Source organism: Pseudomonas sp. B14-6, from assembly GCF_013260315.1.
GTDB lineage: Bacteria > Pseudomonadota > Gammaproteobacteria > Pseudomonadales > Pseudomonadaceae > Aquipseudomonas > Aquipseudomonas mandelii.
The window spans coordinates 6,601,491-6,625,939 of sequence record NZ_CP053929.1 but is presented as its reverse complement, the minus strand read 5'-3'; the positions used below and the strand labels follow the sequence as shown (position 1 = coordinate 6,625,939).

Here is a 24,449-nt window from a genome sequence, read left to right as displayed (position 1 = left end):
GAGTGCCGATCAGTGCCGACACTTTCAGGCCTTATTGCCAGAATGCCGGAGCACTGGCGCAGGCCGCTTTAATCAGTTGTGCCGCTTGGTCGACATCCTGTTCGGTGGTGAACCGGCCGAGGCTCAAGCGAATCGTGCGACCCGCCGAGCGGGCGTCATGCCCCAGGGCCAGCAGCACATGGGACGGGGCATTGCTGGCGGAGTTACAGGCCGAGGTCGCAGAAAACGCGATCGAGCTGCTCAGCGCCGCAGAATTGAACTCGCCTTCGTTGAAGGTCAGGCTCAGGGTATGAGGAATGCGTTGGGTCGGGCTGCCATTGAGCCGCACGCCGGGGATGCTCAGCAGTTGCTCGAGCAAGCGTTCGCGGAGCCGCACGATCGTGGCTTTTTCCTCGTCGAATGCGGCCGCCGCCAAGGCGAAGGCCACACCCATCGCAGCGATCTGATGAGTCGCCAAGGTGCCGGAACGCAAACCGCCCTCGTGACCGCCACCGTGAATCTGCGCCAGCAAACGCTGGTGCGCGCGCGGGCCGACGTACAGGGCGCCGATGCCTTTAGGGCCGTAGATCTTGTGCGCCGAAAACGACATCAGGTCCACCGGCAAGCGGGCAAGATCGATTGCCACTTTGCCTGCGCCCTGGGCGGCGTCGACATGGAACAGTGCATCACGATCACGCACCACCTGGCCGATAGCTGCAATGTCATTGACCGTGCCCAGTTCATTGTTGACCAGCATCAGCGACACCAGAAAGGTGTCTTCGCGCATCGCCTCGCTGACCGCTTGCGGGGTAATCAGGCCCTCGGCGTCAGGCACCAGATACGTCACGGCAACGCCTGTGTCCTGCAACTGCTTCGCCGTGTCGAGGATTGCCTTGTGTTCGATCTGGCTGGTAATGATGTGTCCGCCGGACACCCCGCGGGCCTGGGCCACGCCCTTGAGGGCAAGGTTGTTCGATTCGGTGGCGCCGGAGGTCCAGACAATCTGGTCCGCCTGAGCGCCGACCAGTTCGGCGACCTGGCGCCGCGCCTGCTCGACCGTTTGCCGGGCCTGCTGGCCGAAGGCATGGGAGCTGGACGCCGGGTTGCCAAAGTTTCCGTTGAAACCCAGGCACTCGACCATGACCTTGATGACCCGCTCATCCACCGGCGTGGTGGCGGCGTAGTCAAAATACAGAGGACGTTTATTCATAGAAGACTCGCAGAGCATGTTCCGGGATCAGGAGGCTCGTCACTGAAACATCAAAGCGCAGCCTCGTGAGCTGCGCTGACCGTTCAGTGCGTTAGAAATACCTGATCGGAGGCCGTTAAAGAAGGACAACTTCATTTAAAAGTGCGTAGGAACGCTCCTGAAGTCGAGCTTAACAGGCATCGGCCAACCGGTTGAAGCGATGTGTCAGCTAAAGCTCTCGAGCAACAACGGATACAGCGAAGCCACCAACAGCAGGGCCATGCCCCAGTTGAACAGTCGCAACCAGCGTCGATCCTTCAACACATTGCGCAACAAGGTGCCGCAACCGGCCCAGACGCCGACGCTCGGCAGATTGATCAAGGCAAAGACCGCAGCAATCACGATCACATTGGTGAAGTAGCCCTGCATCGGCGTGTAGGTGCTGATGGCACCGATGGCCATGATCCACGCCTTGGGATTGACCCACTGAAACGCCGCCGCTCCGAGATAGCTGATGGGTTTGCTGTCGCCCTTTTCACTCTCGGAGACCGGACCGGAATGGGCGATTTTCCACGCCAGATACAGCAAGTACGCCGCGCCGACGTAGCGAAGCACCGTATAGAGCAACGGGTAGGTTTGAAACACAGCACCCAGGCCGAAACCGACCGCGAGGACGAGCACAAAGAAGCCGCAAGTGATGCCCAGCATGTGCGGAATAGTGCGGTGAAAGCCGAAGTTCACGCCCGATGCCAGCAACATGGTGTTGTTCGGGCCAGGGGTAATCGAGGTGACGAGGGCAAACAGGGCGAAGCCCAGCAGCAGATCGAGCGAGAGCGTCATGAGCGGCAGTCCAATCAGGGTCAGTCAGGTGTTGACCCTATCGCACGCCCCGGGGAAACCCATGGACAGTTACGTGAAACTTCGAACGGTACAGTTTGAGATCAGCTTGGACGACCGTGAAGCTGTACAGCACGTTCAGCGTTCATCTCGCCATGTTTGTCGAAACCGACCGGTTTTTGCGGCAGGCCGAGCAATTCGGCTTTTTTCGCATGGTACTCGTCGAAGGACAAACCGCGACGATTCAAGTCCTCCAGCGCCAGTTCCCGAGTTTCTTCAGCGGTATAGGGTCGCAATTCGGGCGAAACATGGCTGGCACATCCGGCAAGAATGGAGACCGCGAGCAGCAGGAAAATGGCGATTAGAGGTTTCATGGGTGGCGTCCTGGCATCTGGGTTCGGGGCAATGAACACAGGCTACCCGCCCCCTTCAAAGGGCAGAAATCAACGCTCTCGATAGTGGCTATCGAATTTGGCTAATACCGTTTAACCATCGAACACACGTTGTTGCGCGCAGCGTATCGCCTCAGCCATTACAACCAGGTGCACACCGCTGCCCTGCTGCGCTTGAGCCGCAACGTCACGCGCACACGACTGATCAAGATCGGCGAACGGGCGGTGAACAAGCGCCGGCCCACGGAAAACGTGCAAGGCGAGCGCCTGATGCAATTGTCGATTTAACTCACCAGATTGCAGTGCAGCGCGTAGTCATGGCTACGTTCCAGACTGTGCAACACCTGGAACGAGCCGAACGTCACGGTTTTCGCCTGATGCGCGCGAATCAGCTGCCAGAAATCCTGCTCGCCGCTTTCAAAGCTCTGAAACGCAGCTTCCCCCGCCTCGCGAGTTTGCCATTGCAGGTAGTTGAGCACCCGCCGACCGTCGTCGCTGGCCTGGATGCTCGCACTCAAAAACCCGCTGTAGCCTTGGGCCAGGCGCTCGGTCTGCTTTGACAAGGCCGACACCAACGCGGGTTGCTGATGGGGTTCGATCTCGAATTCGATCAACTGGGTGAAGCTGCGATTTTTCTCTGGCGCTTGCATGAAGAGTCCCCACTGACGTGTAAGCCGGACCTTGCGATCCGAAGGCTTGCAGGGTAAAACCTCGACTTAACTAGAGGTCAAGAGGCATTTTTCAAATGATCACCCCGGACCATCTGCACAAGGAACTCACTGTCGGCCAATTGGCCGCGCGCAGCGGCGTGGCGGTCACGGCCCTGCACTTTTACGAGTCCAAGGGGTTGATCAAAAGCAATCGCAATCAGGGCAACCAGCGGCGTTATCCGCGGGAAGTGCTGCGGCGGGTGGCGTTGATCAAAGTCGCGCAGCGCCTGGGAATTCCGTTGGCTGAGATTGGCGAGGCACTGAAAGCCTTGCCGGATAACCGAGCGCCGACGGCGGCGGACTGGAAGGTGATGTCGGCGCAGTGGAGTCGGGATCTGGATGAGCGGATCAGTCAATTGACCTTGCTGCGGGACAAGCTCAATGGCTGTATCGGCTGCGGGTGTCTGTCGATGGAGGCGTGTCCGTTGCGTAACTTTGGCGATGTGCTGGGGGAACAGGGGCCGGGGGCGCAACTGTTGGAATCCGGGGCAGATCCGAAATAGCGGCGTGGCCTTCGCGGGCAAGCCTCGCTCCTACAGGATTGCGTGTTACTGGCGAACGACACAAAACCTGTAGGAGCGAGGCTTGCCCGCGAAGACGTCCTCAAGGCAGACCGAAAGCTTAGAAACCCGGCGCAATCTGTCCTTTGCAGCGGGTCAGGATGAACTGCCGAAACTCATCGGAGCTCAACGCCATGGCCCGTTTCTGCAAACAGTGGCGCTGCTGCTCGTCGGGCACTCAGTGGCGCAAAAAGCGCTGACCTATAGTTATCCGACCGGAAATCGGCGAAGGAACACCTTCAATTCACAACAACAAGGGAGAACCGTCATGAGCGTCAAACCCATTCCAGAGGGTTATCACAGCATCACGCCTTATCTGGGCATTCAAAAAGCGGCCGAAGCCATCGAGTTCTACAAGAAGGCTTTTGGCGCCACGGAAGTCATGCGTCTGTCCATGCCTGATGGCGGGATTGGCCACGCCGAGCTGAGGATTGGCGATTGCCCGATCATGCTCGGTACGCCGTGCGATCAAGGGCCGTTAAGCAATCCCGACACATCGCCGTCCGTGGGGCTGCATTTGTATGTGACCGATGTGGACAAGTCCTATAAACAGGCAATCGCGGCGGGTGGGACGGTGGTGTCCGAGGTCAAGGATCAGTTTTATGGCGACCGTTCAGGGACGTTGAAAGATCCCTATGGGCATTTGTGGTTCCTGGCCACGCGCAAGGAGGATTTGACTCAGGAGCAGATCGAGCAGCGGGCCAAGGAGATGTTTCAGCAGGGTTGAATCATTCAATGTCTGAGCGTGCCTCTTCGCGGGCAAGCCTCGCTCCTACAGGGGGGTGGTTCCGGATATTTGCGAACGAAACAATCCCCCTTAGGAGCGAGGCTTGCCCGCGGAGGCGGCATCCCTGACACCACAGATCCCTCGAACACACTTCATGAACAAGCGCACCACGTTTCACGCCTTGCCCTCACGGCGCAACACTTTCAGGATGCAGACCACTACAACAAGGACTCGCCTCATGTTCGCCGGATTCCTGAAAGACCAGCGCCACGTCAACGGTGTGGACATTGCCTACCGCATCGGCGGCAGCGGACCTGGCCTGCTGTTGCTGCACGGTCACCCGCAGACCCACGTCATCTGGCACAAGGTTGCCGAGCAACTGGCCGAGCACTTCACCGTGATCGCCGCCGACTTGCGCGGTTACGGTGACAGCAGCAAACCACCGGCCAGCGACCACCACACCCACTACTCCAAACGAGAAATGGCCAAGGACAGCGTCGAGCTGATGAAGACCCTGGGCTTCGAGCAGTTCTCGGTGCTGGCCCATGACCGTGGCGCTCGCGTGGCCCATCGCCTGGCGCTGGATCATCCCGCTGCCGTGCAACGCATGGTGCTGCTGGACATCGCTCCCACCCTGTCGATGTACGCGCAAACCAACGAAGCCTTTGCCCGCGCCTACTGGCACTGGTTCTTCCTGATCCGTCCGGCCCCGCTACCGGAAACCCTGATCGAAGCCGACCCCGACGCCTATCTGCGCAGCGTGATGGGCAGTCGCAGCGCCGGGCTCAAGCCGTTCACCGCCGATGCCTTCGGCGAATACCTGCGCTGCCTGCAACTGCAGGGCACCGCGCGCGGCATCTGCGAGGACTACCGCGCCAGCGCCAGCATCGATCTGGAACATGACCGCGCCGATATCCAGGCAGGTAAATATCTGCACCTGCCGTTACTGGTGCTATGGGGTGCAGAAGGCACGGTCGGGCGCTGTTTCGAGCCACTCAAGGAATGGCAACACGTGGCGACCGACGTGCGTGGCAAAGCCTTGCCCGCCGGCCATTACATCGCTGAAGAAGTCCCCGAACTGCTGCTCGCCGAAGTGCTGGGCTTCCTGCGCTGATCGCTGCGTCCCGCTGCTATGCTGGCGGCTCATGCCGCCAGTGTTCGTTCTGCCATGACCACCAAGAAAGACAACGTGCCCCTACCCGAAGACCTGCGTGTACTCCTCACCGTGATCCGCAAGAGCGGTTTCGCCGCCGCGGCCGATGAGCTGGGCCTGTCGCCCGCCTATGTCAGCAAGCGCATCCAGATTCTCGAAACCACCCTCGGCACCCGCCTGCTCCATCGCACCAGTCGCCGCATCGCCCTGACCGAGGACGGTGAACGGGTCCAGCGCTGGGCGTTGCGCATTCTCGATGACTTCCAGCAACTGCACGACGAACTCTCCGACGCCCACGACAGCCCTCGCGGGCGCCTGCATCTGTGCAGCAGTTTCGGTTTCGGCCGTCATCACGTGGCGCCAGCCGTTTCGTTGCTGGCCGAGCGTTATCCGGAGCTGGAGATTCGTCTCGACCTGTTCGACCGGGTGGTGGACATCGTCAATGAAGGCTTCGATCTTGAGATCCGTGTTGGCGACGACATTCCCGGCCAGCACATCGGTCGGCAGTTGGTGAGCAATCGACGGGTTGTCTGCGCGGCGCCCGGTTACCTGCAACGGCAGGGCATGCCGCAGACCTTAAATGAACTGGAGCAGCATCATTGCCTGGTGATCAAGGAGCGCGACAACGCGTTCGGCATCTGGAACCTGGAACGCAACGGGGTTCAAGAAAGCGTGCGGGTCAGCGGCCCGCTGTCATCCAACAACGGCGAGATTGTCTTGCAGTGGGCACTGGACGGGCGCGGTGTGGTGCTGCGGTCATTGTGGGACGTGAAACCGCTGCTGGATCAGGGGCGGCTGGTGCAGTTGCTGCCCGAATACAGTCAGAGCGCCAACGTCTGGGCGGTGTACCCGACGCGGCTGGCGTACTCGGGGAAGCTGCGGGCGTGTGTGGAGTTTTTGCAGGTGCATTTCAAGGGGTTGTCGGTTTGATTGGTTGTGTCAGGGCGGGCCCTTTCGCGGGCAAGCCTCGCTCCTACAAGGATTGCGCAGAACCTAAAGAAGAGAGGCTTGCCCACGAAGGCGATTTCAGCTCAGCCAGGGGTTGGCAGCCAGGTGATTACGTTCGAAGGCTTTGATTTGCTCGCTGCGCTGCAGGGTGCTGCCGATGGCGTCGAGGCCCAGCAGCAGTGCGGTTTTGCGCAGGGTGTCGATCTCGAACGAGATGACTTTACCGTCGTGGAGGCGAATTTCCTGTGCCTCGAGATCAACGTTGATGAGCGCGCTGTCCGGCTGACTGACCACGTACCCAAGCCGCTGCGATACGGCCTCATCAAGGGTGATCAGCAACACTCCATTTCGCTGGCAGTTGTCATAGAAAATCCCGGCAAAGCTACTGCCGATCAACGCCCGAATCCCCATCTGCCGCAAGCCCCAGACCGCGTGTTCGCGGCTCGACCCACAGCCAAAGTTCGGCCCGACCACCATGAAACGTGCGCCTTGCCACGCGGGTTGGTTCAGCACGAACTCAGGGTTTGGTGAACCGTCGGGCAAAAATCGCAGGTCAAAAAACAAACCGCGATCCAGCCCGGCGCGGTCGATGCCCTTGAGAAACTGCTTGGGCATGATCACGTCGGTGTCGATATTGGCGGCGAGCATCGGCGCCGCCTGGCCGGTGACCTGGGTGAAGGGTTGCAGGCTCATGCGCGGTCTCCAAAGTGACGGATGTCGGTGAGGCGGCCGGTGATCGCCGCGGCGGCGACCATGGCCGGGCTCATCAGGTGCGTGCGCGCGCCCGCGCCCTGACGGCCTTCGAAATTGCGGTTGGTGCTGGAGGCGCAGCGGTCGCCCGGCGCCAGCACGTCGTCGTTCATCGCCAGGCACATCGAGCACCCGGACTGACGCCACTCGAACCCGGCCTCGATAAAGATCGCCGCCAGGCCTTCGGCCTCCGCCTGATTGCGCACTTCGGTGGACCCCGGCACGATCATCGCCCGCACGTGCCCGGCGACATGTTTGCCACGCACCACGCTGGCGGCGTCGCGCAGGTCTTCGATGCGCGCGTTGGTGCAGGAGCCGATAAAGGCGTGGCTGATGACGATGTCGCTCAGCGGCATCCCGGCTTCGAGGCCCATGTAATTCAGGGCGCGGCGCATGTCCTGACGCAGGATCAAGTCGCTGACGTCTTGCGGGTCCGGCACGCGCGCGCCGATCGGGGAAGCCTGGTCCGGACTGGTGCCCCACGTCACCATCGGTTCCAGAGCGCTGGCGTCCACCTGGACTTCACGGTCGAAGTGCGCGCCCGCATCGCTGTGCAAGGCGCGCCACTTCTCCACCGCTTGCTCCCACAACGCGCCTTTGGGTGCGCGGGGTTTTCCCTTGAGGTAGGCGAAGACTTTCTCGTCCGGGGCCATGAACGCCCCCCGCGCCCCGGCCTCGACGGCCATGTTGCAGATGGTCATGCGTGCTTCGACGCTCAAGGCATCGATGGTCGAACCGCGAAACTCGATGGCGTAGCCGGTGGCACCCGAGGCGCCGATCTGGCCGATCAGCGCCATGATCACATCCTTGGACGTCAGCCCCGGCGCCAGCGCCCCCTCCACCGTCACGCGCATGCTTTTCAGGCGTTTGTAGACCAGCGTCTGAGACGCCAGCAGGTGCTCGATTTCCGAGGTGCCGATGCCGAAACCAAACGCACCGAGGGCGCCATAGGTTGTGGTGTGGCTGTCGCCCGCCGCGATGACCATGCCCGGCAGAATGAAACCCTGCTCCGGCGCAATGACGTGTTCGATGCCTTGGCGTTTGTTGAGGATGTCGAGCAGTTCGATGCCGAAATCACGGCAGTTTTCCGCCAGGTACGACACCTGTCGCGCGCCGCCGGGGTCCGGCATCGCGGCGATGCGCACCGGGGCGGTGGGGTTGACGTGATCGACCACCGCCAGCGCGGTGCCGGCCCGCCAGACCCCGCGTCCGGCCTCGCGCAACCCGCTGAACGCTTGGGGCTGGTGTATTCGTTGATGACCTGGCGATCGATGTACAACAGGACGTGACCCTGGTCATCGAGGCGACACACCGTGTGGGAATCGATGTGTTTGTCGTAGAGAGTTCTTGCTGGAGGCATGGAAAGGCTCGCTCAGGCTCGCGGGTGAAAGGCGTCTGAGCTCCATCTTAGGGAGTAGGACATCGCCATCAATGGCCGGACAGTGATCCCGTGAACCATGGTTCGTGTTGGATCGGTTCCCCCCTGTAGGAGTGAGCCTGCTCGCGATAGCGGTGTGCCAGTCACGTTGAAGCGGGCTGAACGACCGCTATCGCGAGCAGGCTCGCTCCTACAGGGGTTGTCTGCGCGCCGACCGGAACGCGAAACATTTTCTTTCACATTGTCGTTCGGGATTTCCGTTCCTCATCCGTCCTATATAGATGCAGTCAGTCCGCGTAGGCAAAAGCCACGGACGACTTTTCATGGACCTCATCGCTGGGAAGCCCGCAGCAGAGGCCTTCCCATCGATACAAGACCTTTAATCATGTCGAAGAAATCCCGCTCCAAACTCTGGTTTCTGGTCCATAGCTGGCTGGCCTTGCCGATCTGGTTTTTCGTACTGATCGTCTGTGTCACCGGCACACTGGCGGTGGTCAGTCAGGAAATTGTCTGGCTGGCCAACCCGCAGATGCGCGCCAGCCAACCCACCGACGACGCACCGCTGCTCAGTTATGACCAGATCGTCGCCGCCATCAAGAAGGCGGAACCGAACACCCTGGTCGAGGCCATCAGCCGGCCCGACGAGTCGCACTTCGCGCTCGATGTCGATGTCAGCTACCCCGACGGGCGCTCGGTGAAGGTTTACGTCAACCCGTACAGCGGCGTGATTCAGGGCGCCGCCCCGCCATTCAATTTCCAGGCCTTCACCCGTGCATTGCATGGCTGGTGGCTGGTGCCGTTCACCAACGGTTACAGCTGGGGCTGGTACCTGGTGTCGTTCCTGAGCTTGCCTTTGCTGGCGTCTTTGGTGACCGGGCTGGTGGTCTACAAGCGCTTCTGGAAAGGTTTCTTTAGACCGACGTTACGCATCCGTCATGGCGCGCGGATTTTCTGGGGCGACTTTCACCGCCTGAGCGGCATCTGGTCGATCTGGTTCATCGCGGTGATTTCCATCACCAGCACCTGGTTCCTCATCCAGGCGTTCATGTTCGATAACCAGGTGTCGATCTCCACCGCGCCGGTGGCCTTGGTGGTTCCGCGTGAGAGCGTGCCGGTGAGCACCGATGGCTCGCCAGCGCCGATGATCAGCCTGGAAGCCGCGATTGCCCAGGCCAAGGAACGCATCCCGGGTCTGGAAGACAGCTTCGTCAGCCTGCCCGCCAACGCCTATAGCTACCTCACGGTGGGCGGTCGCAGTTGGTATCCGTTGATGTTCCAGACTGCCGAGATCAACCCGTACACCGGCGATATCGCCGCCACCCGCCTGCTGTCCGACCGATCCGGCCTGGAGCTGGTGACCGAATCCATGCGGCCGCTGCACACCGGTGATTTCGGCGGCCTCTGGATCAAGCTGATCTGGTTCTTCTTCGGTTTGATCCTGAGCATGATGGTCCTTAGCGGCCTGCTGATCTGGACCAAGCGCACCGCCCTGGCCACGGCCAATGCCCTCAAGCGCAAAGACAAACGTCCTCGCACCGCCGCTGTCGATCGCCGCGAAACCACGGAGGTCAGCCAATGAGCCTGTTCACCGCTGAAAAACCAGCCTCGAAACTGAGCCGCTTCTGGCACAAATGGCGCTTCCACATCAACGTTCTGCTGCTGCTGGTGCCGCTAGGGTTCATGCCCAAATACTTTGCCGACGCGGCGCTGTTTCGCGGCGACACCGGCCTGGGTGAGCGGGAAATCGGTGAAGTGCAGGTCGGGCCCTGGAGCCTGCGCCTCGCCGAGTTGCGCAACGAAGCCCCGACCCTCGATGGCCCGGCCGGCCATATGAAGAGCTTCAACGCGGCGCTGTGCGACAGCTGCCGCGACCAGGTCAAGGCGACGTATCTGCGCATCGGCAAACCCCGCAGCCTGCGCGCCGCCGGGGTGATTTTCTTCGGCACGCCGTACCGCATGGGCGCGATGCTGCCGATCCCCGAAAAGACCAAAGCCGACGCCGAACTGTGGATCACCATGGAAGGCTGGGACGGCGCGATGCATCAAGCGTCGATCCCCCTGAGCCAGGCATCCCCCGCCACCCTCGCGTGGCTGAACAAACAAGGAGGCAAACCATGATGCTACGTTCTCTAAACGCGGTTTTACTGGTGCTCTGCGCCGGGTTCAGCGCCAGCGCCCTGGCCCACAACCCGATGTGCGAATGCAAAGCCATCGACGCCGAACAAATCAAATGCACGGGCGGTTTCTCCGACGGCAGCGGCGCACCGGGGGTGACGCTGGATGTGATCGGCTACGACGAAACCATCCTGGTACCGGGCAAGCTCGGTGCCGATTCGACCCTCACTTTCAAGAAGCCCGGTGCCGAATTCTACGTGCTGTTCGACGCAGGCCCCGGCCACGTCGTCGAGATCGACCAAGCGGACATCGAAGCCCCATGAGTACGCCTACCACGCACGTCGTCCGCCCGGCCGGTGCCGGCCATGAAACCCTGTATGTGTTGCTGTTGTGCCTGATGATCCTGGCGGTAGCCGGTTCGGTGGTCGCCTGGCGCCATGAGCCTCAGGAAGTCAGCAGCGTAGGCAGCCATCAGCTGGATGCCCGTCGCGATCTGAGCGCATCCGAGCAAGGCATCTATGCCGACCTGCGGGTGACGCTGGACGAGATTCATCTGCTGCGTCAGGAACAGCAAGCGCTGCCGACGCCCGCAACGCTTGCCGATGAAGGCTTTGCACCATTTGCCCAGGACGCCAGTTCCGTCAGCCGTGGCGGCCATGCCTGGCAGCTGCTCGACGCCAAGGCCTATTTCGGTCAAAGCCAGACGCCCGCCGTGGCCGGTTCGTTTCTGATGCGCCTGACTGCTGGCGACGATGCCCCTGACGTCTGGCTCAATCGCGACAAAGCCCTCGCGGCCCCGACCGATCTCACTGACGCTGCGCTGGAAAGCGCCGGCTGGCAGCAGATCGTCGCGCAATTCGATGCCGGCGTGACCCGCCAGCACCGGCACTGAACCCTCGCCTTCACCCGAGAGAAGACCGCTTTCCCATGCCTATTTCATCTCAACGCTCATTCCTGCGCCCGCTGCTGGTCGGCCTGCTTGCCTTATTGCTGACGCCACTGGCCAGCGCCGAGGATGCCAAGCGCCTGCGCATCGGCATTACCCTGCACCCTTATTACAGCTACGTGGCCAACATTGTCGGTGACAAGGCCGAAGTGGTGCCGCTGATTCCGGCCGGTTTCAACCCGCACGCCTATGAGCCCCGCGCCGAAGACATCAAGCGCATCAGCGGGCTCGACGTGGTCGTACTCAATGGCGTCGGTCATGACGACTTCGCCGACCGCATGATCGCCGCCAGCGAAACGCCGAACGTCCCGGTGATCGAAGCCAACGAAAACGTGCCGCTGCTGGCGGCCACCGGCACCGCCGCACGCGGGGCCGGCAAGGTGGTGAACCCGCACACCTTCCTGTCGATCAGCGCCTCCATTGCCCAGGTCAACAACATTGCCCGGGAACTGGGCAAGCTCGACCCGGCCAATGCCAAGACCTACACCCAGAACGCCCGCGCCTACGGCAAGCGCCTGCGGCAAATGCGCGCCGACGCCCTGGCGAAACTGACCCAGGCACCGAACGCCGAACTGCGAGTGGCCACGGTGCACGCGGCTTATGACTACCTGCTGCGCGAATTCGGCCTCGAAGTGACCGCCGTGGTCGAGCCGGCCCACGGCATCGAGCCGAGCCCAAGCCAGCTGAAAAAGACCATCGATCAACTGCGGGAACTGGACGTGAAGGTGATCTTCTCCGAGATGGATTTCCCGTCCAGCTACGTCGACACCATCCAGCGTGAGTCCGGGGTGAAGCTGTACCCGCTGTCGCACATTTCCTATGGCGAATACACCGCCGACAAGTACGAAAAGGAAATGACCGGCAACCTCGACACCGTGGTTCGGGCGATTCAGGAGTCGGGGAAATGACGGCGAAAGAAACCATCAGCGAGTCGCCTGTGGGTGCGGGAGCGACCACGCCCGCGAAGGTGTCCAGTCATTCGACATCATCACTAAATGACCCACCGCAATCGCGAGCAGGTCGAATCGTCGCGCCGTCACTCCCACAGGTTTCGGGGCCGACGCTGGATTTTGCGCAGGTCAGTTTGACGCTGGGGCGCACGACGATCCTCGACAACGTGACCTTCCAGGTCCAGCCCGGCAGCGTGCATGCGCTGGTAGGCCCGAACGGTGGCGGCAAGAGCTCGCTGATCAAGACCCTGCTCGGACAGATGCCACATCAAGGTCGCTTGAGCCTGCAATGGCCGGGCACACCCGGGACCATCGGTTATGTGCCTCAGGCGCTGGAATTCGACCGCGGCCTGCCCATGACCGTCGACGATTTCATGGCTGCGATGTGTCAGCGTCGTCCGGCGTTCCTCGGTTTGAGCAAGCATTACGCAGCCGCGATTGGTGAAGCGCTGGAACGGGTCGGCCTGCAGGACAAGCGCAAGCGGCGCATGGGCGCGTTGTCCGGTGGGGAGCGTCAGCGCGTGTTGCTCGCTCAAGGGTTGATCCCGGCGCCGCAGTTGCTGGTGCTCGACGAGCCGATGTCGGCCCTCGATGAGGCCGGTATCCAAGTGTTCGAGCGATTGCTCGGCGACTGGCGCCAGAGCGGCATCACCGTGTTATGGATCGAGCATGATCTGGAAGCCGTCGGGCGTCTGGCCGACCGGGTGACCGGACTCAATCGTCGGGTGCTGTTCGATGCCACGCCGAAACAGGCGCTGACCCCGGAACGCCTGCTGACCCTGTTCTCGACCCATCCACGGAGCGCTGCCTGATGAGTTATGAAGCCTTTCGCTTGATGGTTCAGGGTTGGGCGTCTTCGGGTTATCTGCCTGAAGCGCTGGCCTATGGTTTTGTGGTCAACGCCATGCTCGCCGGTTTACTGATCGGCCCGGTGCTGGGCGGTCTGGGCACGCTGGTGGTGGTCAAGCGCTTCGCGTTTTTCTCCGAAGCGGTGGGTCACGCGGCATTGACCGGCGTGGCCGTCGGCATCCTGCTCGGCGAACCTTACACCGGGCCTTACGGCAGCCTGTTCGGTTACTGCCTGCTGTTCGGCATCCTGCTCAACTACCTGCGCAACCGCACCGGGCTGGCGCCGGATACGTTGATCGGTGTGTTCCTCTCGGTGTCGTTGGCCCTGGGCGCGAGCCTGCTGCTGATCCTGGCGGGCAAGATCAACGTGCACATCCTCGAAAACGTGCTGTTCGGTTCGGTGCTGACGGTCAACGGTAACGATCTGCTGGTGCTGGCCATCGTCGGTTCGCTGGTCATGGCGCTGGCCTTGCCGCTGTACAACCGCATCATGCTGGCCAGTTTCAACCCGCAGCTGGCGGCGGTTCGTGGTGTGGCAGTGAAGACCCTGGATTATCTGTTTGTGATTCTGGTGACCCTGATCACCGTGGCCGCAGTGAAAGTCATCGGCGCGATTCTGGTCGGTGCGCTGCTGGTGATTCCCGCCGCAGCGGCACGCTTGCTCAGCCAGTCACTGAAGGGTTTCTTCTGGTGCTCGGTGCTGATCGCAACAGTCAGCACGCTGTGCGGGATCCTCGCGCCGATCGTCTTCGACCTGCCCATTCCGTCCGGTGCCGCGATCATTCTGGTCGCCGGTATCGCCTTCGCCCTCGCCGCCATCGCCCGTGGTGTTGTCCCAAGCCTGAAAGGGAATATCGGATAAATGTCTTTTTCTCTGCGTCAACTGACCCTGGCCGTCGCTCTGTGCGGGCTGGTCACTACCCCCTTTGCAGCGGACACAAAGCCCCTGCGCGTGCTGGCCTCCTTGCCGATCACTTACGGGCTGGGTGAGGTCTTGCTCAAGGGCACCGACGTCACCCTTGAACGTGCTGCGCCGGCGAACCTGCCGGGCAGCCGTCAGACCGCGTACTTCACCGGTCGTGGCGCTCCGGCGCTGGCCAGACTGGCGACCGACGCCGATGCGGTGATCGGTCTGCGCTCACTGTGGGCAGACGATCCGCTGTACCCGATTGCCCGGCGCAGCAACATTCGTATCGTTGAAGTCGACGCCGCCCGCCCGGTGGACGGCGCCCTGCCCGGCATCGCCGTGCAGCCGGGCAATAAGGTCGACGGCTTGAACAGCCAGCCGTGGCTTTCCAGCAACAACATGGGGCGGATGGCGGATGTGATGGCGGCGGACCTGGTGCGCCTGGCGCCCGAGGTCAAGCCTGCGATCGAGGCTAACCTGGCGGCACTGAAACAGCGCTTGCTCAAGCTCAGCGCGGACAGCGAAGCGCAATTGGCCAGTGCCGATAACCTCACTGTAATGAGCCTGAGCGATCACTTCGGCTACTTGATCGGCGGGTTGAACCTGGAGCTGATCGGCCTCGATGCACGGCCGGACGCCGAGTGGACACCTGAAGCACTCAAGCAATTGGGCGCGACGCTGAAGGACAATGATGTGGCGGTGGTGTTGCATCATCGCCAGCCGTCTGAGGCGGTGAAAGCGGTGATCGCAGAGGCAGGCAGTCGGCTGGTGGTGTTGAGTGTCGACGCGGCGGATCCGGTGGCTGAGCTGGAAGTGAATGTGGATCGGATGATCAAGGGGTTGAGCGGGGTTTAACGTCAGTGAGTCCGCGTTATCGTTCATCGCGAGCAGGCTCGCGCCCACAGGGGATTTGTGTCACGCCATAGATCCAATGTAGGAGCGAGCCTGCTCGCGAAGGCGGCCTGACAGGCGAGACACATTCCAGACATGAAAAAGCCCGCTGACTGCCACCAGTCCAGCGGGCTTCCTTTTGCGTCGTGCCTTAGTTAGCCACTGCCGCCTGCTCGTCCATCTTCTGACGCAAGCTCAACGGACGCATGTCGGTCCAGGTTTCTTCGATGTAGGCCAGGCATTCCTTTTTGAGGCCGCTCTTGCCCACGGTGCGCCAGCCGGCAGGCACCGCTTTGTAGTCGGGCCAGATCGAGTATTGCTCTTCGTGGTTGACCACGACCTGAAAGAGGATGTCCTCGCGGTCGAATACTGACGTCATGCTGTGTCTCCATCGCTGTAGGGTGGGCTGCGCGGCGTGCGCAGCCGGTATGTAGAAGGAACGTTGCGCGGCGCAAAAAATTTAGAGGCTGGCGGTGGCCGAGGCCATGGCCCGGCCGAAAATCTCGGCCACCCGATCGATTTCCGCGGAGGTAATCACCAGCGGCGGCAGGAAACGCACCACGCCGCCGTGACGCCCACCCAGCTCAAGAATCAGCCCGCGCTTGAGGCATTCACGCTGCACCAGCGGCGCCAGGCGACCGAAGATCGGCGGATGCCCCAATGCATCGGGCGCACCCGTCGGATCGACCAGCTCAACGCCGAGCATCAAGCCGCGCCCGCGAATGTCGCCCAATTGCGGGAAGTCCCGCTGCAGAATGCGCAGGTGCTCGCTCAGGCGCTCGCCCATGGCGGCAGCGTGCTCGCAGACCTTGTGTTCGGTCAGGTAACGCATCACCGCAGAACCCGCCGCCATGGCCATCTGATTACCGCGGAAAGTCCCGGCATGAGCGCCCGGCAGCCAGGTGTCGAGCCAGTCGCGGTAAACCACGACGGCGAGCGGCAGACTGCCGCCGATGGCTTTGGACATGACCACCACGTCCGGAATGATCCCCGCGTGCTCGAAGGCGAACATCTTGCCGGTGCGAGCGAAACCGCTCTGGATTTCATCGACGATCAGCGCCACGCCGGCCTGTTCGGTGATGCGCCGCAGGCCGCGCAGCCAATCGAGATCGGCCGGGATCACCCCGCCCTCGCCCTGCACCGCTTCGACGATCACCGCCGCCGGCAATTGCACGCCGGCCTCTGGATCATTGAGCAGGTTTTCCAGGTAGCTCAGGTTGACCTTCACCCCTTGCGCACCGCCGAGGCCGAACGGGCAGCGGTAGTCGTAGGGATACGGCATGAACTGCACGCCGTTGCTGAGCAAGGCGCCCAGCGGCTTTTTCGGCCCCAGGCTGCCCATCAGGCTCAGCGCGCCCTGGCTCATGCCGTGATAACCGCCCTGGAACGACAATACGGTGCTGCGTCCGGTGGCGGTGCGCACCAGTTTCAGCGCGGCTTCCACCGCGTCGGTGCCGGTGGGGCCGCAGAACTGGATCTTGGCTTCAGCAGCCAACGCCGCCGGCAGCAAACCGAACAGGTCCTGGACGAATTGATCCTTGACCGGCGTGGTCAGGTCGAGGGTGTGCAGCGGCAACTCATCGCTCAGCACTTGCTGGATCGCTTCGATCACCACCGCATGGTTATGCCCCAGGGCCAATGTCCCGGCACCCGCCAGGCAGTCGATGAAACGGCGGCCTTCGACGTCTTCGACATAAATGCCCTTGGCGCGCTTGAGCGCCAGAGGAATGCGTCGCGGGTAACTGCGGGCATTCGATTCCTGCTGGTTTTGACGGGCCAGCAACGGCGATTCGTTGAACTGATACAGCGTCTCGACCGGCGCCGGAGCGATCCGGGCCGACTGATCTTCCATAAGGCTGGTAGCGACTGACATCTCTCGACCCCTCAATAAGGTTTTCCTGTTCTGGAAACGCATCAGGGCGCCGAGGATTTAGACCCTCGATCAGCTTTCTATGAAGGCGGTGTCAGTGCCTTATGCATGGGAATGGCATGGAGCCCGGCCACGATGAAGATTTCAGCGCAGGGCCGGTACCCCAAATGGCGATAAAAAGCCTCGCTGGTGCGGGTGCTGTTGAGGCGAGCCTGGCCCAGTCCCTGATTGATCAACCAGCCTTCGAGGTCGTGAACCAGCGCCTCTCCGGCACCGCGACGAAACCATTCCGGCTGCACATAGCAGAACGCGACCTTGCCACTGATCGCCGCCATGGCGACACCGATCGGCTTGTCCTGCAACAGGGCGATGTTCAGGTACAACCGTTGGTCGGTCAGCCACGGTTGCACGTGCTCGATGGTTTTGTTGTGGGTCCAGGTGGCGACGGTTTTCGGGTCGTTGCGATGGTCGAGCGCGCAGCCGACACGAATGGAGCGCTCGACGATCCGACTGATGATGCCGGCATCGGCGGGGGTTGCCTTACAGATGTGAATCGATGCATCCATGGCGCTGTTACCTCAATCCATTGAGAAAAAGCTGCCGGGGACGATAGCGCTGTGGCGAGTCGCTGACTAATGGAGAGAAGTTACATTTGATGTGCAACACAGCCTCCCTTGTGGGAGTGAGCCTGCTCGCGATGGCGGTGTAACAGTCAGGATGTTATGGCCTCATCGCGAGCAGGCTCACGCCCACAGGAGAAGTTGCGGTGTTGGTTAGAGGGGCTGTAGCGGCATGGTCAATTCAACCCGCAACCCATCCGGCCGGCTGTCGAAATGCAGGGTGCAACCGCACCGCTGAACAATCGCCTGGACAATCGCCAGGCCCAATCCGCAGCCGGTGCTCTGGCCGTTGCGCCAGAAACGTTGGGTCAGGTGTTGCAGGTCGTCATCGGCAATGCCCGGGCCGTGGTCGCGGACCAGAAAGCGTGCGCGACTGCCAGTGGTTTCCAGGCTCAGTTCCACCGATCCGTCGCCCGGGGTATGGCGCAGGGCGTTGTCCAGCAAATTGCGCAATGCGGCGATCGACAGCACCGCGGGCATCTGCACAGGGGCATCGGAGAACTTCGCTGGCATGTGCAGCTTGATCCGCCGCCGATCACCGCTGGCCGCGTCCTGAATCGCCAGTTTCGCCACTTGCTCGGCGCTGCATTGCACCCCGTCGTCGAACGACAGACTGCCCTCGACCCGCGCCAGCAGCAGCAATTGCTCCAGCGTGCGGTGCATGCGGTCGGCGCCCTCTTCTGCCCGTGCCAGGGACTGATCCCGGGCCGCGCCATCAGTCATGCGCGCCACTTGCAGATGGGTTTTGATTGCGGTCAGGGGGCTGCGTAATTCGTGGGCCGCGTCGCCGGTCAGGCGGCGTTCGCGCTCGATGGTCTTGCCGATGCGCTGGAACAGCTGATTCTGGGTGTCCAGCAACGGTTGAAGCTCGCTGGGCAGCGGCTGGATCTGCAAGGGTTCGAGCGAATCGGCGCTGCGGCGCATCAAGGCATCGCGCATCCGGTTGAGCGGCGCCAGCCCCTGGCCAATCCCCAGCCACAACAGGCACAGGCAGCCAAGCAACGCCACGCCCACCGGCACCGAAGCGGCCAGCAGGATCGACATGTTCAGTGCCTCACGCTCGATCTGCCGATCCGCCGTGGTAATGCGCAGATCACCGCGAGCCAGGGTGAAGCTGCGCCACGGCGCGCCGTCGATCATCTGATCGTGGAAGCCCATTTTCTCGGCTTCCAGGGTTTGTTGCGGATCGGTGTGACTGCGGGCGAGGATTTCGCCGCGCAACGAGCTGACCTGACAGGCCATGCCACCCGGAATATTCAGTTGTTCCGCGCTGAAATGGGTGCCCTCGCCCTTGCTCGGCAACGCGGGCAATTGTTCCATCAGGCCGGCGACCATGCGCGCCGATGCCACCAGCCGCTGGTCGAGGGAAAACATCATTTGGTTGCGCAGGTCGCTGAGCATCCAGGCCGCCGCCAGGGCCCAGATCAGCGCAAAAGCGGCGCCGAGCGTCAGGCTCAGGCGCAAACGCAGGCTCATCACTTTTTCATTTCCTCTCCACCATCGGCGGGCCCCAGGCGATAACCCAGGCCGCGCACCGTCTCGACTATGCCGTTGCCGAGTTTGCGCCGCAGGTGATGGATATGCACGTTGAGGGCGTTGCTTTCCAGTTCGTCATTGAAACCGTAGACGCTGTCCTTCAATTGTTCGGTGGACAGCACTCGGCCACGGTTATGCAGCAAGGCTTGCAACAGCGACTGTTCACGCCGCGAAAGGTCGACGGACTGGCCGCCGAGCATGGTTTCCCGGCTGCTCGGGTCGTAGGTCAGACGGCCGTGTTCGATCAGGTTGACGCTGCGTCCCGCCACGCGTCGCAACAAGGTGTGCAGACGGGCGGCGAGTTCACGCAGGTCGAACGGTTTGAGCAGGTAATCGTCGGCGCCGGCCTGCAAACCGTCGACGCGGTCGGTGACCGAATCCCGCGCCGTGAGAATCAGCACCGGAATCTCCAGGCCACTGTGGCGCAACTGCTGCAACAACTTCAGGCCGTCCTCATCGGGAAGACCAAGGTCGAGCACCATGACGTCGAACTCAGCCACTTTGAGCATCGCCCGGGCAGCCGATGCCGTGGCGACGTGCTCCACCGTCAGGCCCTGTGCGGTGAGGCCGGCGACAATGCCGCTGGCGATCAGCTCATCATCTTCACAAACCAGTACGTGCATGGGCGCTCCATGAGTAAAAACGCGAGTCAAGCAGATGTGGATTAAGGCGCAATTATGTCAATTGCGAGGGATGACGAATAGCCCGGCTTTCTGTCACCCAACCAAATCAAACTTATTCATTCACCTTAGTTGCAAAGCGACACAAACAACCTCAAAAAAAAACTCTTATTGATTTTCGTAAAGCGATAAGCTCAGTCCGCAACTAATTCACAACACCAAAACATGACAACCCGACCACAAACCTGCTCTTGAACAACCAACAAACGTTTAACTATTGAAAGGAACAACAACATGCCAATCTTGAAAAACTTTGTCACCGTCGACTGGCGCTCTGGCAAAGATGGAATTCATTTCTTCTTCAAAGACATAAATAAATACTCTCGTTACAGCCTTGGCGACAGGCAAGTTCCAAAGGGATACCCGAGCGATATTTCATACGGCAACTGGAATGACTTCCACTCCCATGCCAAAAACCTACGCTTTGGCTTAACCACCACTGATCTGATCAATGAGTCTGAAGGTTATGACTCTGACGCAACATGGTTGTTTTTTTACGAAGGCACTACACCGACCGTCTGTAAGTATAATCAAGACACCGATAGAGTCAGTTATATAAAGCCTGTGGAAAATACTGGATGGGCTCCCATTCTTCCTTATTTCGATCGTATCATCGCAGTAACGTGGTGGACTCTAAACGAAACGGGCCACATATTTAAGTTCATCATGAGCGACGGAAAGCACTTCCAATTCAACTACAAAAGCAACTATTACAATCAACCCTCCACCTCCCCGACCGTCTGGAGCGGACTGTCCCCCTACCTCGACCGAATTATTACCGGCGTGCAAAAAGACAGTAATAGTGACGACAATTATTTCTACATCTTCCTGACTGGCAACGAATACATCATCTACAACCTGCAAATGAATCGGATGCATTCTGGTCCGCACCCGGTGAATGAGGTGAATTGGCCCGGATTGCTACGAGACTGAGAATCCGTCGACTCGCGGTTAATCATCGGTTAATCGCCGCCTCCCATTGTGCACCTCACTTGCACAGGGATAAGGCTTACCCATGCGTCGACTGTTTCTTCTTTTTGTTCTCTTGATCTCGGGTGTGGCCCAGGCAGGGACCAATCCGTTCGATACCAAACCTGAATTTTTACCGGTGGAAAAGGCCTTTGTCTTTACTTCCGAGCGCCTTGAATCGGGTGAAACACAGCTCTTTTGGCAAATTACCGACGGCTATTACCTTTACCAGAAACGCCTGAAATTCGAGGGGCTGCCCTCGGAGCAACAGCCGCCATTACCCGAAGGTGAAGCGCACAGTGATGAATTCTTCGGCGAACAACCGGTGTATCGCCAAGGCCTGGAGCTGAAGATTCCGGCGGGCGCCACCGGTCAGATCAAGGTGGGCTTCCAGGGGTGTGCGGATGCCGGATTGTGCTATCCGCCGCAAACCCAGGTCGTGGACCTGGGTGGCAACGTTGCGGGCGCAACCAACGAAGCACCGGATCAGGCCCTGGCCAGCGGCCTGCAACAACGGGCGCTGGGCTGGAGCTTGCTGGTGTTCTTCGGTCTGGGCCTGCTGCTGGCTTTCACTCCTTGCTCGTTGCCGATGCTGCCGATACTGGCCGGGTTGATCGTCGGCAGCGGCGCCACGCCCAAACGCGGTTTCGCCCTGGCGACCAGCTACGTGGTGAGCATGGCGCTGGTGTATGCGGCGATGGGTGTGCTGGCCGCGCTGCTTGGTGCGAACCTTCAGGCGCTGTTGCAGAACCCGTGGCTGCTGGGCAGCTTCGCGGCGATATTTGTCCTGCTGGCGTTGCCGATGTTCGGTTTCTTCGAGCTGCAACTGCCGGTGGCGGTGCGTGATCGGCTGGAAAATGTGTCGCGCAATCAGCGTGGCGGCAGTCTGATCGGTGCCGGTGTGCTCGGGGCCTTGTCGGGGCTGCTGGTCGGCCCGTGCATGACCGCGCCATTGGCCGGCGCCCTGCTCTACATCGCACAAAGCGGTAATGCGTTGCATGGCGGGCTGATTCTGTTCGCAATGGGCATCGGCATCGGTGTGCCGCTGTTGTTGCTGGTGACCGTGGGCAATCGCTTCCTGCCCAAACCCGGCGCCTGGATGAACCTGCTCAAAGGCGTGTTCGGTTTCCTGTTCCTCGCCACCGCCCTGCTGATGCTGCGCCCGGTGCTGGATCAATCGCTGTGGATCGGTTTGTGTGGCGCCTTGCTGCTGATTGCCGCCTATAGCGCCTGGAAACAGTCGGAAGGTTTTGGCCGCGTCGCCCATCTGTTCGGCGCCAGTGCACTGTTGCTCGGGATGTGGGGCGGTCTGCTGATGATCGGGGCCGCCGGGGGCAGTGATGATTTGCTCAAACCGTTGCAGGTCTACAGCGCTTCCGCCTCTTCCGGCAATGCCGCTCGCCCGACCGGCCATGAGGCCTTCACCACGATCAACAATCCGCAAGCGCTGCAACAGGAACTGGACGCCGCCCAGGCTCAGGGCCAATGGGTGCTGCTGGACTACTACGCCGACTGGTGTGTGTCGTGCAAGGTCATGGAAAAACAGGTCTTCGGCAAAGCCCATGTGATGGCAGCGATGAGCGATGTGCGCTTGCTACGGCTGGACGTCACCGCCGACAATGCCGACAGCCGCGAACTGCTCGGCCGTTATAAAGTGCCGGGGCCACCGAGTTTTCTGTGGATCGGCGCAGACGGCCAGGAGCGCCGCAGTCAGCGCATCACCGGCGAGGTCGATGCCGACACCTTCCTGCAACGCTGGACCACCACCCGAGACGCCCGTTAATGCTGACCTTTACCCTCGGCACTTTTGCCATCGCGCTTAACCATCTGCTGCTGATCAGTGCCCTGGCGCTGGCGACGTTTGTCGGCTGGCGGGTGGCGAAGCGCGGTGGAGAGAACCCTGAGTCGGCGCTGTTCAGCCTTTTTTTGCTGGGCATGCTGGCGGCGCGGGTCGGGTTCGTCGGCGTCTACTGGGCCCACTATCGCAACGATCCGTGGCAGATCATCGACCTGCGCGATGGCGGTTTCCTCGCCTGGCCCGGGGTGATTGTGCTGCTGCTCACCGCGCTGTATCGCGGTTGGCGCCGACCGGGTCTGCGCCGCCCGCTGGGGTTTGGCGTAGCCAGCGGGTTGGCATTCTGGCTGCTGGCGACTTTTTCTCTGAGTATTTACGAACAAGGCACGCGCCTGCCGGAAATCGCCCTGCGCAACGCCGCCGGCGAAACCGTGCAACTGGCGGACTACAAGGGTGGACCGCTGGTCATCAATCTCTGGGCCACCTGGTGCCCGCCGTGCCGCCGGGAAATGCCGGTGCTGGAAAACGCCCAGCAACAGCGCCCGGACCTGACCTTCCTGTTCGTCAATCAGGCCGAAAGCATGCAAAGCGTCAGCACCTTCCTCGAAACCCAAGGCCTGAGCCTGACCAACGTGCTGTTCGACGGCAGCGGTCGACTGGGTCAGGCCGTGGGTTCCATGGCATTGCCGACTACGCTGTTCTATAGCCCCGACGGTCGATTGCTGGGCAGCCATTTGGGTGAACTCTCGGATGCCAGCCTGGCCCGCGCCCTGGAAAACTTCGACACCCCTTCTCCTGCCGTACCGGCCACCTCTTCAAGGAAACTGCCATGCCCCGCCTCCGCCACCTGCTGACGCTGACTCTGGGCGCAGCGCTGCTGCACCTGCCGTCGGTGCAGGCCGCCGAAGAATTGCCTGAAGCGATCAAGAAGATCGAAGCCAAGGGCGCGAAAATCGTCGGTCAGTTCGACGCACCCGACGGGCTGCGCGGTTACGCCGCCCAGTACCAGAACCGCGGTATCGCGCTGTACCTGACCCCGGACGGCAAGCATGTACTGCTGGGCAATCTGTACGACGCCGAGGGCAACGACCTGAGCAGTGCACCGTTGCAGAAACTGGTCTACGCGCCGATGTCCAAGGAAGTCTGGGCCAAGATGGAAGCCAGCAACTGGATCGCCGACGGCAAAAAAGATGCGCCACGCATCGTGTACTTGTTCAGCGACCCGAACTGCCCCTACTGCAACATGTTCTGGGAACAGGCTCGGCCGTGGGTCAATGCCGGCAAAGTGCAACTGCGGCACATCATGGTCGGGATCATTCGCGAAGACAGCCCGGGCAAATCCGCTGCGCTGCTGGCCGCCAAGGACCCGAGCAAGGCGCTGGAAGATCACGAAAAATCCGGCAAGGGCAGTTCGCTGAAAGCCCTGAAGGACGTGCCGCCAGCGATTCAGGCGAAATTGGCGGCGAACATGCAGTTGATGGAAGACCTGGAACTGCAGGCCACCCCGGCGATTTTCTACATGGACGACAAGGGCGAGCTGCAACAGCAGCAAGGCGCGCCTTCGCCGGACAAGTTGATGAAGATTCTCGGGCCCAAGTAGTTTGCTGCAGAGACTTGGTGACCACACCGGCCCCATCGCGAGCAGGCTCGCTCCCACATTTGAATGCATTCCCCTGTGGGAGCGAGCCTGCTCGCGAT

At 61.2% G+C, this 24,449-nt stretch carries 26 protein-coding genes and 3 pseudogenes; 17 read left to right on the top strand and 12 right to left on the bottom strand.

Annotation, left to right across the window (positions count from 1 at the left end; all coding sequences use genetic code 11):
* Window positions 1-31 precede the first annotated feature (31 nt).
* The 3 genes from HP062_RS30265 to HP062_RS30255 all read right to left on the bottom strand — a co-directional run bounded on the left by HP062_RS30265 (window position 32) and on the right by HP062_RS30255 (window position 2,379).
* Window positions 32-1,189: a cysteine desulfurase family protein gene (locus HP062_RS30265; protein WP_010461142.1), complete on the bottom strand. Its 1,158-nt coding sequence runs from the start codon at window positions 1,187-1,189 to the stop codon at window positions 32-34.
* 204 nt (window positions 1,190-1,393) lie between these two features.
* Entirely contained in the window at window positions 1,394-2,008 is a 615-nt protein-coding gene (locus HP062_RS30260; RefSeq protein WP_077747875.1) for a LysE family translocator, read from the bottom strand.
* 101 nt (window positions 2,009-2,109) lie between these two features.
* Window positions 2,110-2,379: a hypothetical protein gene (locus HP062_RS30255; RefSeq protein ID WP_154503921.1), complete on the bottom strand. Its 270-nt coding sequence runs from the start codon at window positions 2,377-2,379 to the stop codon at window positions 2,110-2,112.
* A gap of 117 nt (window positions 2,380-2,496) precedes the next feature.
* Between HP062_RS30255 and HP062_RS30250 the strand changes: the two are divergent.
* A pseudogene (locus HP062_RS30250) lies at window positions 2,497-2,685 on the top strand (sigma-54-dependent Fis family transcriptional regulator); the annotation flags it as partial.
* On the opposite strand, the gene HP062_RS30245 reads toward HP062_RS30250, so the two are convergent.
* Window positions 2,682-3,047 carry an antibiotic biosynthesis monooxygenase gene (locus HP062_RS30245; RefSeq protein ID WP_154503919.1) on the bottom strand — a complete coding sequence of 122 codons (366 nt, stop codon included), beginning with the start codon at window positions 3,045-3,047 and terminating at the stop codon, window positions 2,682-2,684. The pseudogene HP062_RS30250 and the gene HP062_RS30245 overlap by 4 nt on opposite strands.
* A 95-nt stretch (window positions 3,048-3,142) precedes the next feature.
* Here HP062_RS30245 and soxR point away from each other — a divergent pair, with 95 nt between their 5' ends.
* Entirely contained in the window at window positions 3,143-3,610 is a 468-nt protein-coding gene (gene soxR, locus HP062_RS30240; RefSeq protein WP_154503917.1) for a redox-sensitive transcriptional activator SoxR, read from the top strand.
* Window positions 3,611-3,728: 118 nt separating this feature from the next.
* On the opposite strand, the pseudogene HP062_RS31365 reads toward soxR, so the two are convergent.
* Window positions 3,729-3,815, bottom strand: a pseudogene (locus HP062_RS31365) (methionine ABC transporter substrate-binding protein); the annotation flags it as partial.
* A 120-nt stretch (window positions 3,816-3,935) separates the two neighbouring features.
* On the opposite strand from HP062_RS31365, the gene HP062_RS30235 reads away from it, so the two are divergent.
* From HP062_RS30235 to HP062_RS30225, 3 genes are all read left to right on the top strand, one after another.
* Complete coding sequence (locus HP062_RS30235; protein WP_010461157.1) at window positions 3,936-4,394, top strand: VOC family protein; 459 nt, start codon at window positions 3,936-3,938, stop codon at window positions 4,392-4,394.
* Window positions 4,395-4,632: 238 nt separating this feature from the next.
* On the top strand, window positions 4,633-5,508 hold the full coding sequence (locus HP062_RS30230) for an alpha/beta fold hydrolase (protein ID WP_102594890.1): 876 nt from the start codon (window positions 4,633-4,635) through the stop codon (window positions 5,506-5,508).
* Window positions 5,509-5,526: 18 nt separating this feature from the next.
* Window positions 5,527-6,477, top strand: coding sequence for a LysR substrate-binding domain-containing protein (locus tag HP062_RS30225; RefSeq protein ID WP_154503915.1), 951 nt, complete (start codon window positions 5,527-5,529; stop codon window positions 6,475-6,477).
* A gap of 96 nt (window positions 6,478-6,573) precedes the next feature.
* Here HP062_RS30225 and leuD read toward each other — a convergent pair whose 3' ends face one another.
* Complete coding sequence (gene leuD / locus HP062_RS30220; RefSeq protein ID WP_172792472.1) at window positions 6,574-7,188, bottom strand: 3-isopropylmalate dehydratase small subunit; 615 nt, start codon at window positions 7,186-7,188, stop codon at window positions 6,574-6,576.
* Window positions 7,185-8,605: pseudogene (leuC, locus tag HP062_RS30215) on the bottom strand (3-isopropylmalate dehydratase large subunit). The gene leuD and the pseudogene leuC overlap by 4 nt, the downstream one beginning before the upstream one ends.
* A gap of 403 nt (window positions 8,606-9,008) precedes the next feature.
* Between leuC and HP062_RS30210 the strand changes: the two are divergent.
* From HP062_RS30210 to HP062_RS30175, 8 genes are read left to right on the top strand one after another with little or no spacing between them, the layout of a single operon-like run.
* Window positions 9,009-10,202 (top strand): PepSY domain-containing protein, encoded by a 1,194-nt coding sequence (locus HP062_RS30210; RefSeq protein ID WP_010461167.1) that lies wholly within the window; start codon window positions 9,009-9,011, stop codon window positions 10,200-10,202.
* Window positions 10,199-10,741 (top strand): hypothetical protein, encoded by a 543-nt coding sequence (locus HP062_RS30205; RefSeq protein ID WP_010461169.1) that lies wholly within the window; start codon window positions 10,199-10,201, stop codon window positions 10,739-10,741. The genes HP062_RS30210 and HP062_RS30205 overlap by 4 nt, the downstream gene beginning before the upstream one ends.
* Entirely contained in the window at window positions 10,738-11,061 is a 324-nt protein-coding gene (locus HP062_RS30200) for a hypothetical protein (protein ID WP_010461170.1), read from the top strand. The genes HP062_RS30205 and HP062_RS30200 overlap by 4 nt, the downstream gene beginning before the upstream one ends.
* Window positions 11,058-11,630: a DUF6162 family protein gene (locus HP062_RS30195; protein WP_154503909.1), complete on the top strand. Its 573-nt coding sequence runs from the start codon at window positions 11,058-11,060 to the stop codon at window positions 11,628-11,630. The genes HP062_RS30200 and HP062_RS30195 overlap by 4 nt, the downstream gene beginning before the upstream one ends.
* Before the next feature lie 35 nt (window positions 11,631-11,665).
* A complete protein-coding gene (locus HP062_RS30190) occupies window positions 11,666-12,592 on the top strand; it encodes a metal ABC transporter substrate-binding protein (protein ID WP_077747882.1) in 927 nt (308 codons plus the stop codon).
* The gene (locus tag HP062_RS30185) at window positions 12,589-13,446 is read left to right on the top strand and encodes a metal ABC transporter ATP-binding protein (protein ID WP_145308593.1); all 858 of its coding nucleotides are present in this window, start codon (window positions 12,589-12,591) and stop codon (window positions 13,444-13,446) included. Before HP062_RS30190 ends, HP062_RS30185 begins: the two co-directional genes overlap by 4 nt.
* Window positions 13,446-14,345 carry a metal ABC transporter permease gene (locus HP062_RS30180; RefSeq protein WP_172792471.1) on the top strand — a complete coding sequence of 300 codons (900 nt, stop codon included), beginning with the start codon at window positions 13,446-13,448 and terminating at the stop codon, window positions 14,343-14,345. The genes HP062_RS30185 and HP062_RS30180 overlap by 1 nt, the downstream gene beginning before the upstream one ends.
* Window positions 14,346-15,245 (top strand): metal ABC transporter solute-binding protein, Zn/Mn family, encoded by a 900-nt coding sequence (locus HP062_RS30175; protein ID WP_172792470.1) that lies wholly within the window; start codon window positions 14,346-14,348, stop codon window positions 15,243-15,245.
* 187 nt (window positions 15,246-15,432) lie between these two features.
* On the opposite strand, the gene HP062_RS30170 is transcribed toward HP062_RS30175, so the two are convergent.
* From HP062_RS30170 to HP062_RS30150, 5 genes are all read right to left on the bottom strand, one after another.
* On the bottom strand, window positions 15,433-15,660 hold the full coding sequence (locus HP062_RS30170; protein WP_010461182.1) for an MbtH family protein: 228 nt from the start codon (window positions 15,658-15,660) through the stop codon (window positions 15,433-15,435).
* Window positions 15,661-15,741: 81 nt separating this feature from the next.
* Window positions 15,742-17,154: an aspartate aminotransferase family protein gene (locus HP062_RS30165; RefSeq protein ID WP_083374681.1), complete on the bottom strand. Its 1,413-nt coding sequence runs from the start codon at window positions 17,152-17,154 to the stop codon at window positions 15,742-15,744.
* A gap of 77 nt (window positions 17,155-17,231) precedes the next feature.
* On the bottom strand, window positions 17,232-17,717 hold the full coding sequence (locus HP062_RS30160) for a GNAT family N-acetyltransferase (RefSeq protein WP_172792469.1): 486 nt from the start codon (window positions 17,715-17,717) through the stop codon (window positions 17,232-17,234).
* 207 nt (window positions 17,718-17,924) lie between these two features.
* Window positions 17,925-19,250, bottom strand: a complete 1,326-nt coding sequence (locus HP062_RS30155) for an ATP-binding protein (protein WP_077747886.1) — start codon at window positions 19,248-19,250, stop codon at window positions 17,925-17,927.
* The gene (locus tag HP062_RS30150; protein ID WP_010461191.1) at window positions 19,247-19,930 is read right to left on the bottom strand and encodes a response regulator; all 684 of its coding nucleotides are present in this window, start codon (window positions 19,928-19,930) and stop codon (window positions 19,247-19,249) included. Before HP062_RS30150 ends, HP062_RS30155 begins: the two co-directional genes overlap by 4 nt.
* 291 nt (window positions 19,931-20,221) lie before the next feature.
* Between HP062_RS30150 and HP062_RS30145 the strand changes: the two genes are divergently transcribed.
* From HP062_RS30145 to dsbG, 4 genes are all read left to right on the top strand, one after another.
* Window positions 20,222-20,920, top strand: coding sequence for a hypothetical protein (locus HP062_RS30145; RefSeq protein ID WP_172792468.1), 699 nt, complete (start codon window positions 20,222-20,224; stop codon window positions 20,918-20,920).
* Between the two features lie 82 nt (window positions 20,921-21,002).
* Entirely contained in the window at window positions 21,003-22,739 is a 1,737-nt protein-coding gene (gene dsbD, locus HP062_RS30140) for a protein-disulfide reductase DsbD (protein ID WP_172792467.1), read from the top strand.
* Complete coding sequence (locus HP062_RS30135; protein ID WP_010461196.1) at window positions 22,739-23,605, top strand: TlpA disulfide reductase family protein; 867 nt, start codon at window positions 22,739-22,741, stop codon at window positions 23,603-23,605. Before dsbD ends, HP062_RS30135 begins: the two co-directional genes overlap by 1 nt.
* Window positions 23,581-24,351 (top strand): thiol:disulfide interchange protein DsbG, encoded by a 771-nt coding sequence (dsbG, locus tag HP062_RS30130; protein ID WP_010461199.1) that lies wholly within the window; start codon window positions 23,581-23,583, stop codon window positions 24,349-24,351. Before HP062_RS30135 ends, dsbG begins: the two co-directional genes overlap by 25 nt.
* Window positions 24,352-24,449 lie beyond the last annotated feature (98 nt).